At 68.0% G+C, this 14,097-nt stretch carries 9 protein-coding genes; 5 read left to right on the plus strand and 4 right to left on the minus strand.

Features of this window, described 5'->3' with window-relative positions; translation table 11 throughout:
* Positions 1 to 40 precede the first annotated feature (40 nt).
* The 3 genes from QP609_RS18675 to QP609_RS18685 all read right to left on the minus strand — a co-directional run bounded on the left by QP609_RS18675 (position 41) and on the right by QP609_RS18685 (position 2,803).
* The gene (locus QP609_RS18675) at positions 41 to 652 is read right to left on the minus strand and encodes a DUF6445 family protein (protein WP_197621296.1); all 612 of its coding nucleotides are present in this window, start codon (positions 650 to 652) and stop codon (positions 41 to 43) included.
* Positions 653 to 784: 132 nt separating this feature from the next.
* Positions 785 to 2,434, minus strand: coding sequence for a chaperonin GroEL (gene groL / locus QP609_RS18680; RefSeq protein ID WP_005411226.1), 1,650 nt, complete (start codon positions 2,432 to 2,434; stop codon positions 785 to 787).
* Positions 2,435 to 2,515: 81 nt separating this feature from the next.
* Positions 2,516 to 2,803 (minus strand): co-chaperone GroES, encoded by a 288-nt coding sequence (locus tag QP609_RS18685; RefSeq protein WP_005411227.1) that lies wholly within the window; start codon positions 2,801 to 2,803, stop codon positions 2,516 to 2,518.
* A gap of 311 nt (positions 2,804 to 3,114) precedes the next feature.
* On the opposite strand from QP609_RS18685, the gene QP609_RS18690 reads away from it, so the two are divergent.
* The 5 genes from QP609_RS18690 (at position 3,115) to QP609_RS18710 (ending at position 11,364) form a co-directional block, all read left to right on the plus strand.
* A complete protein-coding gene (locus tag QP609_RS18690; protein WP_169411503.1) occupies positions 3,115 to 4,905 on the plus strand; it encodes an endonuclease in 1,791 nt (596 codons plus the stop codon).
* 68 nt (positions 4,906 to 4,973) lie between these two features.
* Positions 4,974 to 5,312, plus strand: a complete 339-nt coding sequence (gene cutA, locus QP609_RS18695; protein WP_197621429.1) for a divalent-cation tolerance protein CutA — start codon at positions 4,974 to 4,976, stop codon at positions 5,310 to 5,312.
* On the plus strand, positions 5,309 to 7,657 hold the full coding sequence (locus QP609_RS18700; RefSeq protein WP_197621430.1) for a protein-disulfide reductase DsbD domain-containing protein: 2,349 nt from the start codon (positions 5,309 to 5,311) through the stop codon (positions 7,655 to 7,657). The genes cutA and QP609_RS18700 overlap by 4 nt, the downstream gene beginning before the upstream one ends.
* The gene (locus QP609_RS18705) at positions 7,654 to 8,217 is read left to right on the plus strand and encodes a TlpA disulfide reductase family protein (protein ID WP_197621431.1); all 564 of its coding nucleotides are present in this window, start codon (positions 7,654 to 7,656) and stop codon (positions 8,215 to 8,217) included. The genes QP609_RS18700 and QP609_RS18705 overlap by 4 nt, the downstream gene beginning before the upstream one ends.
* Positions 8,218 to 8,841: 624 nt before the next feature.
* Positions 8,842 to 11,364, plus strand: coding sequence for a sulfite reductase flavoprotein subunit alpha (locus tag QP609_RS18710; protein WP_197621432.1), 2,523 nt, complete (start codon positions 8,842 to 8,844; stop codon positions 11,362 to 11,364).
* Positions 11,365 to 11,456: 92 nt separating this feature from the next.
* Here QP609_RS18710 and QP609_RS18715 read toward each other — a convergent pair whose 3' ends face one another.
* Positions 11,457 to 13,994, minus strand: a complete 2,538-nt coding sequence (locus QP609_RS18715; RefSeq protein WP_197621433.1) for a methyl-accepting chemotaxis protein — start codon at positions 13,992 to 13,994, stop codon at positions 11,457 to 11,459.
* Positions 13,995 to 14,097: the final 103 nt, after the last annotated feature.

Raw genomic sequence — 14,097 nt, forward strand, 5'->3', positions numbered from 1 at the left:
TGGCGTGTGGATCCACCTCACGCGTGGATGCCTGCTCCGCTCAGCGCGCCTGCTCGAAGAACATCAGGTACACCAGCCGGCCATTCTCCGGGCGGTCGCCGAACGCTGGCCCGGCGGTATGCCAGAACCAGGGCCGCAGCAGCACCAGCCGGTTGAAACGCATCGGGATGCGCATGGTCATTTCCCACTGGCTGTCGTCGTTGCTGTCGCGCTCGATGATGTCACGATGCATGTCGCGGCCGTTGGCATAGCCCAATGCGGCCAGCTCCGCTGCATCCAGGGCCATGCGCTCGGTGCCGGTACGGCGGTGGCGGAAGAACTCGGTGCCGCCCTCGCAGTGCTCCGGTGCACTCAGGTAGAGGATGCCCGACCAGTGCGAGTGATCGGCGTGCACCTTGGCGCGGCCGGTGTCACCGGCCAGGGTAAGGCGGAACTTGCCGTGCGACTGCGGTGGGTTGACCGGCCGCAGCGGTTCGTTGACCAGCCGCGAGATCGCGCCGGACAGCCCATCCAGTTCCAGCCGCTGCTGCGAATTGCGGCCGGGGAATGCACCCTCCTGCACCGGATAGGTCAGGCCCAGCGCCGCCTGGCGCAGCCCCTGCGCATCGGCAGGAGAAAGGAAGTCGTCGACGACGATGAAGGAGGTAGGCATGGCCACCGAGCGTAGCGATGCGCTGCTGCGGCGGCAACCGGGCAACGAAAAACCCCGCCTTGCGGCGGGGTTCTTCCTTGCATCGGGAGGGCGTGCCGACCAGGGTCGGCAACGACCGCCGGGGACGTGGACTTAGAAGTCCATGCCGCCCATGCCACCCATGCCGCCCATGCCACCGGCGCCACCCATGGCCGGCTCGTCCTTCTTCGGAGCTTCGGCAACCATGGCTTCGGTGGTGATCATCAGGCCAGCGATCGAGGCGGCGTTCTGCAGCGCCGAACGGGTCACCTTGGTCGGGTCCAGGATGCCGAACTGCAGCATGTCGCCGAACTCGCCGGTGGCGGCGTTGTAACCGAAGCTGCCGGTGCCTTCCTTGACCTTGTTGATGATGACCGACGGCTCGTCACCGGCGTTGGCCACGATCTCGCGCAGCGGGGCTTCCATCGCGCGCAGGGCGATCTGGATGCCGTGGTTCTGGTCTTCGTTGGCGCCCTTCAGGCCGGCCAGCGCGGTGATCGCGCGGACCAGGGCAACGCCGCCGCCCGGAACCACGCCCTCTTCAACGGCCGCACGGGTCGCGTGCAGGGCGTCGTCGACGCGATCCTTCTTTTCCTTCATTTCGATTTCGGTCGAGGCGCCGACCTTGATCACGGCAACACCGCCGGCCAGCTTGGCCACGCGTTCCTGCAGCTTCTCGCGGTCGTAATCCGAGGAGGTGTCCTGGATCTGGGTCTTGATCTGCGCCACGCGTGCATCAACGTTGGCCTTGTCGCCGACGCCGTCGATGATGGTGGTGTTCTCCTTGGAGACCTGCACCTTCTTGGCGCGGCCCAGGTCCTTGATGGTGGCCTTCTCCAGCGACAGGCCGACTTCTTCGGAGATCACGGTGCCGCCGGTCAGCACGGCCATGTCTTCCAGCATCGCCTTGCGACGGTCGCCGAAGCCCGGGGCCTTGACGGCCACGACCTTGACGATGCCACGGATGGTGTTGACCACCAGGGTGGCCAGCGCTTCGCCTTCGACTTCCTCGGCCACGATCAGCAGCGGCTTGCCGGCCTTGGCGACGCCTTCCAGCACCGGCAGCAGGTCACGGACGTTGGAGATCTTCTTGTCGTGCAGCAGGATGAACGGGTCATCCAGGTCAGCGGTCTGCGACTGCTGGTTGTTGATGAAGTACGGCGACAGGTAGCCGCGGTCGAACTGCATGCCCTTGACCACGTCCAGTTCGTTGTCCAGGCCCGAGCCTTCTTCAACGGTGATGACGCCTTCCTTGCCGACTTCCTTCATCGCGTCAGCGATGATCTGGCCGATCGACTCGTCCGAGTTGGCCGAGATGGTACCGACCTGGGCGATCGCCTTGTCGTCGGCGGTCGGCTTGGAGATGTTCTTCAGCTCGGCGACGGCGGCCGAGACGGCCTTGTCGATACCGCGCTTGAGGTCCATCGGGTTCATGCCGGCGGCAACGGCCTTGGCGCCTTCGCGGATCAGGGCCTGGGCCAGCACGGTGGCGGTGGTGGTGCCGTCGCCGGCATCGTCGTTGGTGCGCGAAGCAACTTCCTTCACCATCTGCGCGCCCATGTTCTCGAACTTGTCAGCCAGTTCGATTTCCTTGGCGACGGAGACGCCGTCCTTGGTGATGGTCGGCGCGCCGAAGCTCTTTTCCAGCACGACGTTGCGGCCCTTCGGGCCCAGGGTGGCCTTGACGGCATTGGCGAGAACGTTGACGCCGCGCACCATGCGCGAACGGGCGTCTTCACCGAAACGAATATCCTTGGCAGCCATTGCATTTACCTCATTGGTAGCGCCGGACGATGCCCGGCGGCTGGGAGTTTGGGATCAGGTTGAAACAGGTCGCGCCGGGGCTCAGCCGATGACGGCGAGCACGTCGTCTTCGCGCAGGACCTTGTATTCGACGCCTTCGCTCTTGTACGAGCTGCCGGCGTACTGGCCGTAGATGACCTTGTCGCCGACCTTCAGCGACGGCGCGCGCACGTTGCCATTGTCCAGCGGCTTGCCGGGGCCGACGGCCACGACCTCACCCTTGGTGGACTTTTCCTTGGCCGAGTCGGGGATGACGATGCCACCGGCGGAGATTTCGTCGGCTTCGATCGGCTTGACCACAACGCGGTCGTGCAGCGGCTTGATGCTCATAGGAGACCTCTTAAGTGATTGATTGGTCTAAAAAAGTCCGGCGATGTTAGCACTCACCCCAAGCGAGTGCCAGAACCGCACGTGAAGAAACCCGACAACGTCGGGAGCAGGGCAGAGATGGAGCCCCGCCGCCCCCTTTCAAGGGCGGAATGAAAAAATTTTTCCGCCCGCGCGCCTCGGCCAAGGCGTCGGTCCTGGACAATTTCGGTGACAAGCGTCGCACTGTCAGATATCTGACGTTCATTTACGACAAAGTGTCACTGGATCGGCCTTAGGCTCGGTCAGGCATTCCCAATCACAAGGAGTAGTCGATGCGATTGCTGTCCCCGCTTGCCGCCGCCTGCCTGCTGGCACTGGCCGCCGCGCCGGCCCAGGCCGAGGTTTTCATCAACGAACTGCACTACGACGACAGCACCGCCGCCGGTGACGTCGGCGAAGCCATCGAAGTGGTCGCCACCGCGGGCGAGGACCTGTCCGGCTACCGCCTCTACCTCTACAACGGCAGCAATCCTTCGGCGGCCGCGGTCTACGCCAACAACCCGGTCCCGGCCGGCACCGCCGCCGGCTGCGGCAGCGCGACCATCGCCGTGGTCAACTACCCGACCAACGGCATCCAGAACGGCCCCAACGACGGCATCGCCCTGGTCGATGCCAGCGGCAAGGTGGTCCAGTTCCTCAGCTACGAGGGCGCCATCACCGCCTCCGGTGGCCCTGCCGCCGGCATGACCAGCCAGAACATCCCGGTGGCCGAGACCAACAGCACGGCCGCGGGCACCTCGCTGCAGCTGACCGGCAGCGGCAGCCAGTACACCCACTTCACCTGGGCCGAGTCGGCCAGGCAGACCTTCGGCAGCTGCAACAACGGTCAGACCTTCAGTGGCGGCGGCACGCCGGGCCCGAACACACCGCCGTCGGTCTCCACCACCACCCCGGCGCAGGGCAGCAGCACCTTCCCGGCCGCCGCCGACCTGGAAGTGGTGTTCAGCGAGACGGTGAACCTGGCCAGTGGCGCCTTCGCCCTGAGCTGCGGCACCTCCGGCAGCGTGCCGTTGACCTTCCCGGCCAGCGGCCGCAGCGTGAAGCTGTCCACCAACACTGCGCTGGTGGCCGGTGAGGCCTGCCGCTTCGACATCCGCGCCGCGCGCATCACCGACCTGCAGGGCGCGCACCCGGCCGCCGACAGCCGCATCGCCTTCACCGTGGCCAGCACCGGCGGCAATCCGGACCCGGGCAACCCGGGCGTGCCGGCCGGCTACTACTCCAAGGTCAACACCAGCAGCCCCGGCCAGCTGCGCTGCTCGCTGCATGCCACCATCAAGGGCCACACCGCCTACCCTTACAGCGGCTCGGGCACCAGTACCTGGACCATTCTGGAAATCGCCGACGAGGATCCGAACAATTCCGGCAGGATCCTCGATGCATATCGCAACCACAGCTACGCCAAGGTGACCGATCGCGCCGGCAGTGGCAGTGGCCTGAAGTACAACCGCGAGCACACCTGGCCGAACTCGCTGGGCTTTGCCACCACCACCGGTGACAAGGGCTTGCCGTACGCGCCGTATACCGACACCCACATGCTGTACCTGACCGACGCGCAGTGGAACGCCGACCGCGGCAACAAGCCGTTCGGCAAGTGCGACGCCAACTGCGGCGAGCGCGCCACCGAGGCCAACAACGGCCAGGGCGGCGGCAGCGGCGGCTATCCGGGCAACTCCAACTGGGTGCGCACGCCAGACGGCAACACCGGCACCTTCGAGGTGTGGGGCAAGCGCAAGGGCGACATGGCGCGTGCGGTGATGTACATGGCGATCCGTTACGAGGGCGGCAAGGATGCGGCCACCGGCCAGTCCGAGCCGGACCTGGAGCTGACCGACGACCGCAGCAAAATCGTCAAGACCAGCAGTTCGCCGGCCTACATGGGCCTGCTGTCCACGCTGATCGACTGGCACTTGTCCGATCCGCCGGATGATGCCGAGCGTGCGCGCAATGACGTGATCTACAGCTTCCAGGGCAACCGCAACCCGTTCATCGACCACCCCGAGTGGGCAACCCCGGCCCTGTTCACCTCGGCCAAGCCGGCCACCTGCCAGCTGGCCAACTGACCGCGCAACGCAGCGGTCCACTGCCGCCGCCGGGCCCTGACCCGGCGGCGGCCCTATACTCGGCGGTCATGTCGACCGTCGATCCCGTCCTGCTGCTGTTGACCACCTGCCCGGACCGGTCCAGTGCCGAGCGCATCGCGCACGCGCTGGTCGGCGAGCGCCTGGCGGCATGCGTGACCCGCCTCGATGGCGCGCAGTCGACCTACCGCTGGCAGGGCGAGGTGACCACCGACGCCGAACTGCAGCTGCTGGTGAAAACCACCGCGAGCCGCGTCGATGACGCAATTGCCCGGATCGTCGCACTGCATCCGTATGAACTCCCGGAGTGCATCGCGGTCGAAACCCGGGCCGGCCTGCCGGCGTATCTGGACTGGATCCGGGCACAGACCCGGGAGGACACTGATTGAAGACTCTGTTTGCGCGCGGCGCCGCCTTGTGCGCCCTGTTGTGGCTCTCGCTGCCGGCCTTCGCGCTGGATGAGAAGGACCTGCTGCCGGTGGACCAGGCGTTCGCGCTGACCGCCAGTGCCCCCGAACGGGGCCAGGTGCAACTGCAGTTCAAGATCGCACCGGGCTATTACCTTTATCGCCACCGCACCAGCGTCAAGGCCGACCCGGCCTTCAATGCCGGCGCGCTGCAGATGCCCAAGGGCGACAAGCACCACGACGATTTCTTCGGCGAAGTCGAGACCTATCGCGAGCGCCTGCAGGCCACCCTGCCCGGCACGCCGTCCGAGGCTGCCGGCACCATCAGCCTGGAAGTGCGTTACCAGGGCTGCGCCGATGCCGGTGTCTGCTACCCGCCGCAGAAGCGCGTGGTGCAGGTCACCCTGCCGGGCGCCGGTGCGGCCAGCCCGTTCAACAACCCGCTGGCCGGTGCCGGCAACAGCGGTGGCCTGCGCCTGCCGGGCGCGGCCAACAACAGCCAGGCCCTGCCGCTGCCGTCGGAACAGGCGTTCGGCTTCGATGCCATCGCCAGTGACGGCAACACCCTGCTGCTGCGCTTCAGCCCAGCGCCCGGCTATTACCTGTATCGCGACCGCACCTCGCTGAAGCTGGAAGGCAGCGCCGGCGTGCTGGCCGGCAAGCCGCGCTGGCCAGCCGCGCAATCGCATCGCGACGAGCACTTCGGCGATGTCTCGGTCTACTTCAACCAGGTGGAAGTGCCGTTGCCGCTGCGCCGCACTGTCACTGATGCCGTCGACAGCACCCTGGTGGTGACCTTCCAGGGCTGCCAGACCGATGGCATCTGCTACCCGCCGATGACCCGCCGGGTGAAGCTGTCGATTCCCGCTGGCAAGCTGTCCGCCAGCATTGACCAGGCGCCAGCGCGCAACGAGGTGATCAGCCCGCTGCCCGCCGCCGGCGTGCCACGTGAATCCGCCAACGGCGCACCGTTGCGCCTGCTGCCGACCGTCCCCAACGACGGCATTGCCACTCCCGCCGCCAGCGGCAGTGAGGGCGCGCGCAATGAGTTCGCCGCCGACGCGCGCGATGGCAACGCACTGCGCACGCGCCCACCGGCGACAACCCCGAACCCGGACCGTTCGTTCGTCTGGGTGCTGCTGCTGGCGCTGGCCGGTGGCCTGGTGCTGAACCTGATGCCCTGCGTGCTGCCGATCCTGTCGCTGAAGGTGCTGAGCCTGGCGCAGAGTGGCGAAAGCCCTGAGCGGGCACGCAGCCATGCCCTCTGGTACACGCTGGGCGTGCTGGTCGCGTTCGCGGTGATCGGCGCGCTGATGGTGGGCCTGCGCGCGATCGGCAACGCCGTCGGCATCGGCTTCCAGCTGCAGCACCCGGGCGTGGTGGCGGCGCTGGCCTACATCATGTTCGCGGTGGGCCTGAGCCTGTCCGGCGTGTTTACCCTCGGCGGTGGCATCGGCAACCTCGGCCAGTCGCTGGCCAGCCGCAGCGGGCCGGCCGGCGATTTCTTCACCGGTGCGCTGGCCTGCCTGGTCGGCAGCGCCTGCGTCGGCCCGTTCATGGGCGGGGCGATCGCCTATGCCTTCATTGCCCCGCCGCTGAAGGCGATGACCGTATTCCTGTTCCTCGGCCTGGGCCTGGCGCTGCCGTTCCTGCTGATCGGCTTCGTGCCGGCGCTGGCACGCCGCCTGCCCAAGCCCGGCCCGTGGATGGAAACGCTCAAGCACGTGCTGGCCTTCCCGATGTATGCCACCGCACTGTGGCTGCTGTGGGTGCTGGGCAAACAGCGCGGCGTGGACGGCATGGCACTGGTGCTGGGTGGCCTGCTGCTGTTCGCCTTCGGCCTGTGGCTGTTCGAGCGCAATCGCTGGACCGGCTCGCGTGCGGTGACCCTGCTCGGCGTGCTGCTGGCGATCGGCGCGCTGGTTCCTGCCTGGGGCGTGACCCAGCTGGCACCACCGGCGCGGGCCGCACAGGCCGCCAGCGAGAACGTGGTCGAGTATTCGCCGCAGTTGCTGGACCGCCTGCGTGCGGACAACCGCGTGGTGTTCGTCAACATGACTGCCGACTGGTGCGTGAGCTGCAAGGCCAATGAACGTGCCGTGCTGTCGCGGCCGGAGTTCAAGGAACTGCTCAAGCGCACCAACGCGGTGTACATGCGCGGTGACTACACCAACGTCGACCCGCAGATCACCACGTTCCTTGAAGAGCACAAGGCCGTGGGCGTGCCGCTGTACGTGGTGTACGGCCCGGGGGCGCCGCCGACCGTGCTGCCGACCCTGTTGACCCAGGCGGTGGTCGAGGAAGCGCTGCTGCGCACCGCACGATGAAGTGGCAACGGCCAGCGCTGCTGTGGACAGCGGTGCTGGCCGCCGGCCTCGGCCTGTGGGCCGGGCATCGATTCTCACCCGGCCCGTCTGCACCGGCCGCGGCAACGACGGCTTCCACAGCGACGGCCGTGAAGCCTACCCTGCAGGTGGGTGATCCCTTGCCGGCGCTGATCCTGCCGGACCTGGCGGAACAGCCGCTGGACCTGCGCGCCCGCTTCGCCGGCCGGCCGCTGCTGATCAATGTCTGGGCCAGCTGGTGTGCGCCCTGCGTGGAAGAGATGCCCGAACTGGCCCGCTTCGCCGAAGCCCAGGGCGACAACGGTGTGCAGGTGCTGGGCATTGCGCTGGATGCCCCGGACGACGTGCGCGCTTTCCTGCTGCGGGTGCCGGTGGACTACCCGATCGTGGTCGAGACGCCGGGGCCACGCGATGCCAGCGTGCAGCTGGGCAATACGCAGGGCCTGCTGCCCTACAGCGTGCTGTTCGATGCACAGGGGCGGCTGGTGAAGGCAAAGCTGGGGCCGTTCGCCCACGGCGAGATCGACGGCTGGGTGAAGTGAGGGTGTTTTTGCAGGGCTTGCAGCCCTGCACCCTGCTCAATGCAACGGCAACAGCCAAAGCGGGCTTTCCGTGGGATGGCGGGGCGCTGTGGCCGTGCAGGACACGCCGTAAACCCGTCCGTGGGGGCTCGATGGCGCCATCCATGGCGCCAACGGTCCCGCACAGCCACACCGCCCCACCTTCGACAGATTCCAGCGGCTGTTGGTAGGTGTCGACCTTGGTCGACACATCTGTCAGATATCGATATTCAGAACGGAATCAGACCCCGTGCCGACCAACGGTCGGCACCCACCAAAGCAGAACGTCGTTCCGACAGATCGCAGGAACTGTCGAAGGCGGGGTGGGTCCGGTTGAGGGGGCGTGAGCGCCATGGATGGCGCGACCGAGCCTCCATGGACGGGTTCACGGCGTCCCCCGCAACCGGACCCACCCCGCCTACCTGCTAAAAATCCACTGTTTGTGCTGTTGCCGGCCAGCGGCCGGCACTACCGCGGGTGCCGGGCGCAGCCCGGCCGGCACCCCCTGCTTGACCGCAGGCAGGGCGCCACGGAGAATTCCGCGACTAATTCTCATTTGCTGTTGCGCAGGATGCGGGCGGCAGCCTCCCGGGCCCCTCTCCTTCGATGTTCAAGAACGTCCTGTTCCAACTGCATTGGCTGCTGGGCATTACCGCCGGTGCCGTCCTGGCCCTGATGGGCCTCAGCGGCGCCATGCTGTCCTTCGAGGACGAGCTGCTGCGCGCGGCCAATCCTGGCTTCGCTGAAATCGCCGAGCACCATGCGGACGGCCAGCATCCCCTTGCACTCAGCGAACTGGTGCCGTTGCTGCAGGCTGGCAGCGAGCGCCCCCTGCAACGCCTTCGCGTGGATGCCACCGGACAGCGGCCGTCGGTCGCGCGCTTTGCCGGCGGCAAGGAACACTGGGTGTACTTCGATCCGTACAGCGGCGAGCGCTTCAGCGCCCTGCGCGGGCAGGCATTCTTCGACGTCGTCGAGGACCTGCATCGCCACCTCGCTGCCGGTGAGCGCGGCAAGTGGATCACCGGCAGCTGTGCAATCGCGCTGCTGTTCTTCACCCTGTCCGGTCTCTACCTGCGCTGGCCACGACGCTGGTGGCACTGGCGCAGCTGGCTGGCGGTGGAGTGGACGCGCAGCGGCCGAGGCTTCCTGTGGAGCCTGCACTCGGTGGTCGGCACCTGGGTGCTGCTGATCTACCTGATGAGTGCGCTGACCGGCCTGTGGTGGTCGTTCGACTGGTACCGCAACGCGGCCAACACGCTGCTCGGTGTGGCGCCGGCGGCAAAGCACACGGTTGCCGCCGACGCGGCACTGGACGTCCATCGCATCGAGGCCACGCTGTACGCGCTACCCGGCGTGCGCACCGGCTTCATCGACCTGCGCCTGCCGGAGAAGCCGGGGCAGGCGCTGAACGTGCGGGTGATGGCCGGTGATCCGTCGCAGCGCGGCGGCCACCACGACCGTGCGCATGACCTGCTGCAGCTCGATCCGGCCAGCGGCGCGGTTCTCGATGCCCGCCCGTACGCACGCCAGGGCGCGGGCGGACAGCTGGCCACCAGCGTGTTCGCGCTGCATTCGGGCAGCTACTTCGGTGTGCCCGGGCGCGTGGTGGTGATGCTCAGCAGCCTGGGCATGAGCCTGTTCTTCATCACCGGCTGGATGCTGTACCTGGACCGCCGCCGCAGCCAGCGTGCAGCGCGAGGGCTGCGCCGCGCGCTGCCGGCCACGACCACCGATGGCCGTGGTCCGCCGTGGCTGGTGGTGCATGCCAGCCAGAGCGGACTGGGCGAACAACTGGCGTGGCGTGCGGCCGCGCAGCTGCAGGCGTCCGGTCATGCGGTGCAGGTGCTATCGCTGGCCCGCGTCGGTGCCGCGACGCTGCAGGCCACCTCCCAGGCGCTGCTCGTGCTGAGCACGTTCGGCGACGGCGAGCCACCGGATGCCACGCGCCGCGCGGCGCGGCTGCTGCTCGCACAACGCCTGGACCTGTCGCGCCTGCAGTTCGGCCTGCTCGCGCTGGGCGACCGCCAGTACCCGCATTACTGCGGCTTCGGCCGCCAGTTCGATGGCTGGCTGATCGGCAACGGCGCGCGCCCGCTGTTCGAGCGCATCGATGTCGATGCCGCTTCGGTGCCGGCATTGCGCCAATGGCAGCAGCAGCTGGGTACGCTCACCGGCATCGTCACCGATGACAGCGTGCTGCCTGCGGCTACGCAAATGCATGAGTGGCGCCTGCTCGGCCGCGACCACCTCAACCCGGGCAGCGTCGGCGGAGCCATCTGGCGTATCCGTCTTGCCGCACCGGCCGACGTGCAGTGGCAGGCGGGTGACATCCTGCACATCGCACCCCGCCACAACGCGCGGCATGCCGGTGCCGTGCTGAAGGGACACGGTCTGGATCCGCTGCAGCCCCTGCTGGTCGATGGCCATCCGCGCACGCTGCTGGCGCTGGCCAGTGAACGCGAGCTGCCCGAGGCCGATGCCGCGCTGGCGGTGCAGGATGCCTGCCTGTGGCTGGCCGGGCTGCCGCTGCTGCCCAGCCGCGAGTATTCGATCGCCTCCTGCACGGATGATGGCGTGGTGGAGCTGGTGGTGCGGCTGGTGCATGACGCCTCCGGTCGCGCCGGGTTGGGCTCGGGCTGGCTGTCGTTGCATGCACCGATCGGTTCCGGCATCGTCGCCCGCGTGCATCGCAACCCCGGTTTCCATCGCGTCAGCGGCGCGCCGATGGTGCTGATCGGCAACGGCACCGGCATCGCCGGGCTGCGCAGCCTGTTGCGCGAAGCTGCCCACGCAGGCGAGCGCGGGCACTGGCTGCTGTTCGGTGAACGCCAGCGCGCACACGACTTCCTGTTCGCCGACGAGATCGAAGCCTGGCAGGCCAATGGCCATCTCACGCGGGTGGACCTGGCGTTCTCGCGCGATGGCGAGGGTGGTTACGTGCAGGATCGCCTGCGTGCGGCCGTCGATGCGCTGCGCGACTGGATGCAGCGCGGTGCGGTGATCCATGTCTGTGGGTCGTTGCAGGGCATGGCCGAAGGCGTGGACCAGGTGCTGCGTACTGCGCTGGGTGATGAAGCGGTGGAAACGCTGCTGGAAAACGGGCGCTACCGCCGCGACGTGTATTGATTCCTGCCGCCGAACGCTGGTGTGAGCCGAGCATGGGCTCGGCTCTACAGTGTTCGTGCAGCCGATGTAGCGCCGAGCCCACGCTCGGCTGACTAGGCCGCCGCGCGCGCCTGCGGCATCGACTGCAAGCGGAACGCGCCCACGGCTTCTGCCAAGGCACGCACCTGCGCCTGCATCTGCGCAGTCGAGGCCCCCGCCTCTTCCACCAGGCTGGCGTTGCGCTGGGTGCTGGCTTCCATCTGCACGATGGTCTGGTTCACCTGAGCGATGCCCGCATGCTGGTCCTGCGACGCACTGCGGATACCTGCCAGCAGCTCGGCCAGCTGCTGCACGCTGCCGACGATCTCGCCCATCGTGGTGCCGGCCTGCGCGGCCTGCTGGTTGCCCTGGCCGACACGCGCCACCGAATCCTCGATCAGCCCCTTGATCTGCTTGGCCGCCTCGGCACTGCGCTGCGCCAGCAGGCGCACTTCGGCGGCCACCACGGCGAAGCTGCGGCCCTGCTCGCCGGCACGCGCCGCTTCCACCGCCGCATTGAGGGCAAGGATGTTGGTCTGGAAGGCGATGCCGTCGATCAACTGGGTGATGTCGCCGATCCGTCGCGAGGCTTCGCTGATGCCATGCATGGTCGCGACCACCTGGCCGACCGCCTCGCCACCCCGCTGGGCCACCGCCGCCGCGCCCTGCACCAGTGCATCGGCGCGGCCTGCGGCATCGGCGTTGCGGCCGACGGTATCGGTCAGCTCCTGCATCGACGCCGCGGTCTCTTCCAGGTTGGCGGCCTGCTGCTCGGTGCGCCGCGACAGATCGTGATGGCCGGCGACGATCTCGCCAACGCCGGTATCCAGGCTGGAGGTGGCCTGCTGGATGCGGGTGACGATGCGGCCCAGCTGCGCGACGGTGGCATTGGCATCGTCGCGCATGCGCGCGAACACGCCCTGCAGGTCCCCCTCCATGCGCACGCTGAGGTCGCCGCGGGCCAGCGCAGCCAGCAGTGCCTGCAGGTCACCAAGGTTGGTTTCAAAGGTGGCCAGCAGGCGATTGATGCTGGTCGACAAGGTGCGCACGAAGCCCTGCTTGCCCTCCAGCACGATACGGCCATGCAGGTCGCCGCGTGCTGCAGCATCGACCAGGGCAGCGACCTCGGTTTCCAGCAGCGTCTCCAGCGCACGACTGCGCCATTCCACCGCTACGCCGAGGAACTGCCCTTCGTCGATGATGGGGTTGGCAATCAGCTGGTAGCGCACGCCGGCATGGCCGATCTCGCGCTCCTCGCGCTGGCGCGCGCCGGCCAGGCTGGCTAGCGCCGGATGCAGGCGCACGGCATCGCTGCCCACCAGATCTTCGGCCTCGCGCTCGAGTTGCTGCAGCAGTGCCGGATTGACGTAGGCCACCTGGCCCTCGGCATCGATCACCATCAGCCCGGTCTGCGCACTGTCCAATGCCTGCCGCACACGGGTGTTGCCGCGCGCCACGGCACGCTCGGTCTCGATGCGCGCGCGCAGGCGCTGCTGCATGTCGACCAGGCGCTGCGCCAGCTGGCCGATTTCATCGTTGGCGTTGTAGACGCGCAGGGTGGTGTCGAGTCGGTCGTCGGCGATGTCGCTGGCGAAGCGCAGGGTGTCCTGGATCGGCTGGCGCACCGCACGCCGCACCAGCACCAGGCTGGTGATCAACACACCGGCGACCAGCAGCAGGGTCACCGCGAACAGCACGCTCATGGTGTGTGCGCCGGCCTGCTGGCGCGCCTGTGCCTTGGCCAGCGCCGCCACCTGGGCCTGCTGGAAGGCGGCCAGCGCCGGCGCCACGCCGGCGGCGGTATCCAGCAGCGATTGCGCCTCTACATCCAGGCCCACGCGGGCGGCGGTATAGCCCAGCAATGCGGCCTGATAGGCCTCCATGCCGTTGCGAAGGGCATCCTGCGCATCGGTCGGCAGGCCCACCAGTGCGAGATCGAACGGCAGCTTTTCTTCGCTCGCACGGTCGGCATGGGTGGAGTCGCCATCGAGCAGCAGCAGTGCCTCCTGGCGGCGCATCTTCTGCAGGGACAACGCCAACGAAGGCCGCTGCAACGCATCCACCTGCGCGTGCAGGGCGTCGGCGGCCTGCTGCAATTGCGCGGCGAGGCCGGCATCGCCACGACCCATCTCATCGACGCGTTCGAACAGGGCGGCCACACCCTGCGAGAACGCGCCGGCGGCTTCGGTCAGTGCCTGCAGCGCCTCGCGCCGGCCGGGATCCATCGGCATCGCGCGCAGCGCCTGAAGATCGGCCTGGAGCGCCTTCTGCGTCGCCAGCAGCTGCGCGCGGTCGGCATCGTCGAAACTACGTGCATACTGGGTCTGCAGACGACGCGCCTCGGCCACCTGCGTGGCCACGCTCGCGGCCAGATCGCTGCCGTGCTGGTAGCTGGCCTGGCTGCGCGCCGCCTGCGTGCTGGCATGGCCGGTCCAGGCGTAGACGGCGGCGATCGCGATCAGGCCCAGCCCACAGACCCACAGGGTCGCCTTGAGCTTGCTGGCCACACTGAGCCGATGCGGCTGCAGCCACAGCAGCAGGCCGGGGGACGCCGAGCGCAGTGCGGCAAGCCGCATGCGCAGGGACCGGAGGTGGGGGACGACGGCCGACATGACAGGCTCCAGGCGGAAGGACGCACCTGTATCGGCGGGAAATGGCGCAACTTTAGGGCGCTCCTGGTTCACTCCCACCGATTGCTGGCGGACGCGGCCTTTG

It is taken from the genome of Stenotrophomonas sp. 8(2023) (assembly GCF_030345295.1).
In the GTDB taxonomy this organism is placed as follows: Bacteria; Pseudomonadota; Gammaproteobacteria; order Xanthomonadales; family Xanthomonadaceae; genus Stenotrophomonas; species Stenotrophomonas muris.

Coding starts and splice junctions, on each gene's coding strand:
- QP609_RS18690 (WP_169411503.1), top strand. CDS start 3,115: ATGCGATTGCTGTCCCCGCTTGCCGCCGCCTGCCTGCTGGCACTGGCC.
- groL (WP_005411226.1), bottom strand. CDS start 2,434: ATGGCTGCCAAGGATATTCGTTTCGGTGAAGACGCCCGTTCGCGCATG.
- QP609_RS18685 (WP_005411227.1), bottom strand. CDS start 2,803: ATGAGCATCAAGCCGCTGCACGACCGCGTTGTGGTCAAGCCGATCGAA.
- QP609_RS18715 (WP_197621433.1), bottom strand. CDS start 13,994: ATGTCGGCCGTCGTCCCCCACCTCCGGTCCCTGCGCATGCGGCTTGCC.
- QP609_RS18710 (WP_197621432.1), top strand. CDS start 8,842: ATGTTCAAGAACGTCCTGTTCCAACTGCATTGGCTGCTGGGCATTACC.
- QP609_RS18675 (WP_197621296.1), bottom strand. CDS start 652: ATGCCTACCTCCTTCATCGTCGTCGACGACTTCCTTTCTCCTGCCGAT.
- cutA (WP_197621429.1), top strand. CDS start 4,974: ATGTCGACCGTCGATCCCGTCCTGCTGCTGTTGACCACCTGCCCGGAC.
- QP609_RS18705 (WP_197621431.1), top strand. CDS start 7,654: ATGAAGTGGCAACGGCCAGCGCTGCTGTGGACAGCGGTGCTGGCCGCC.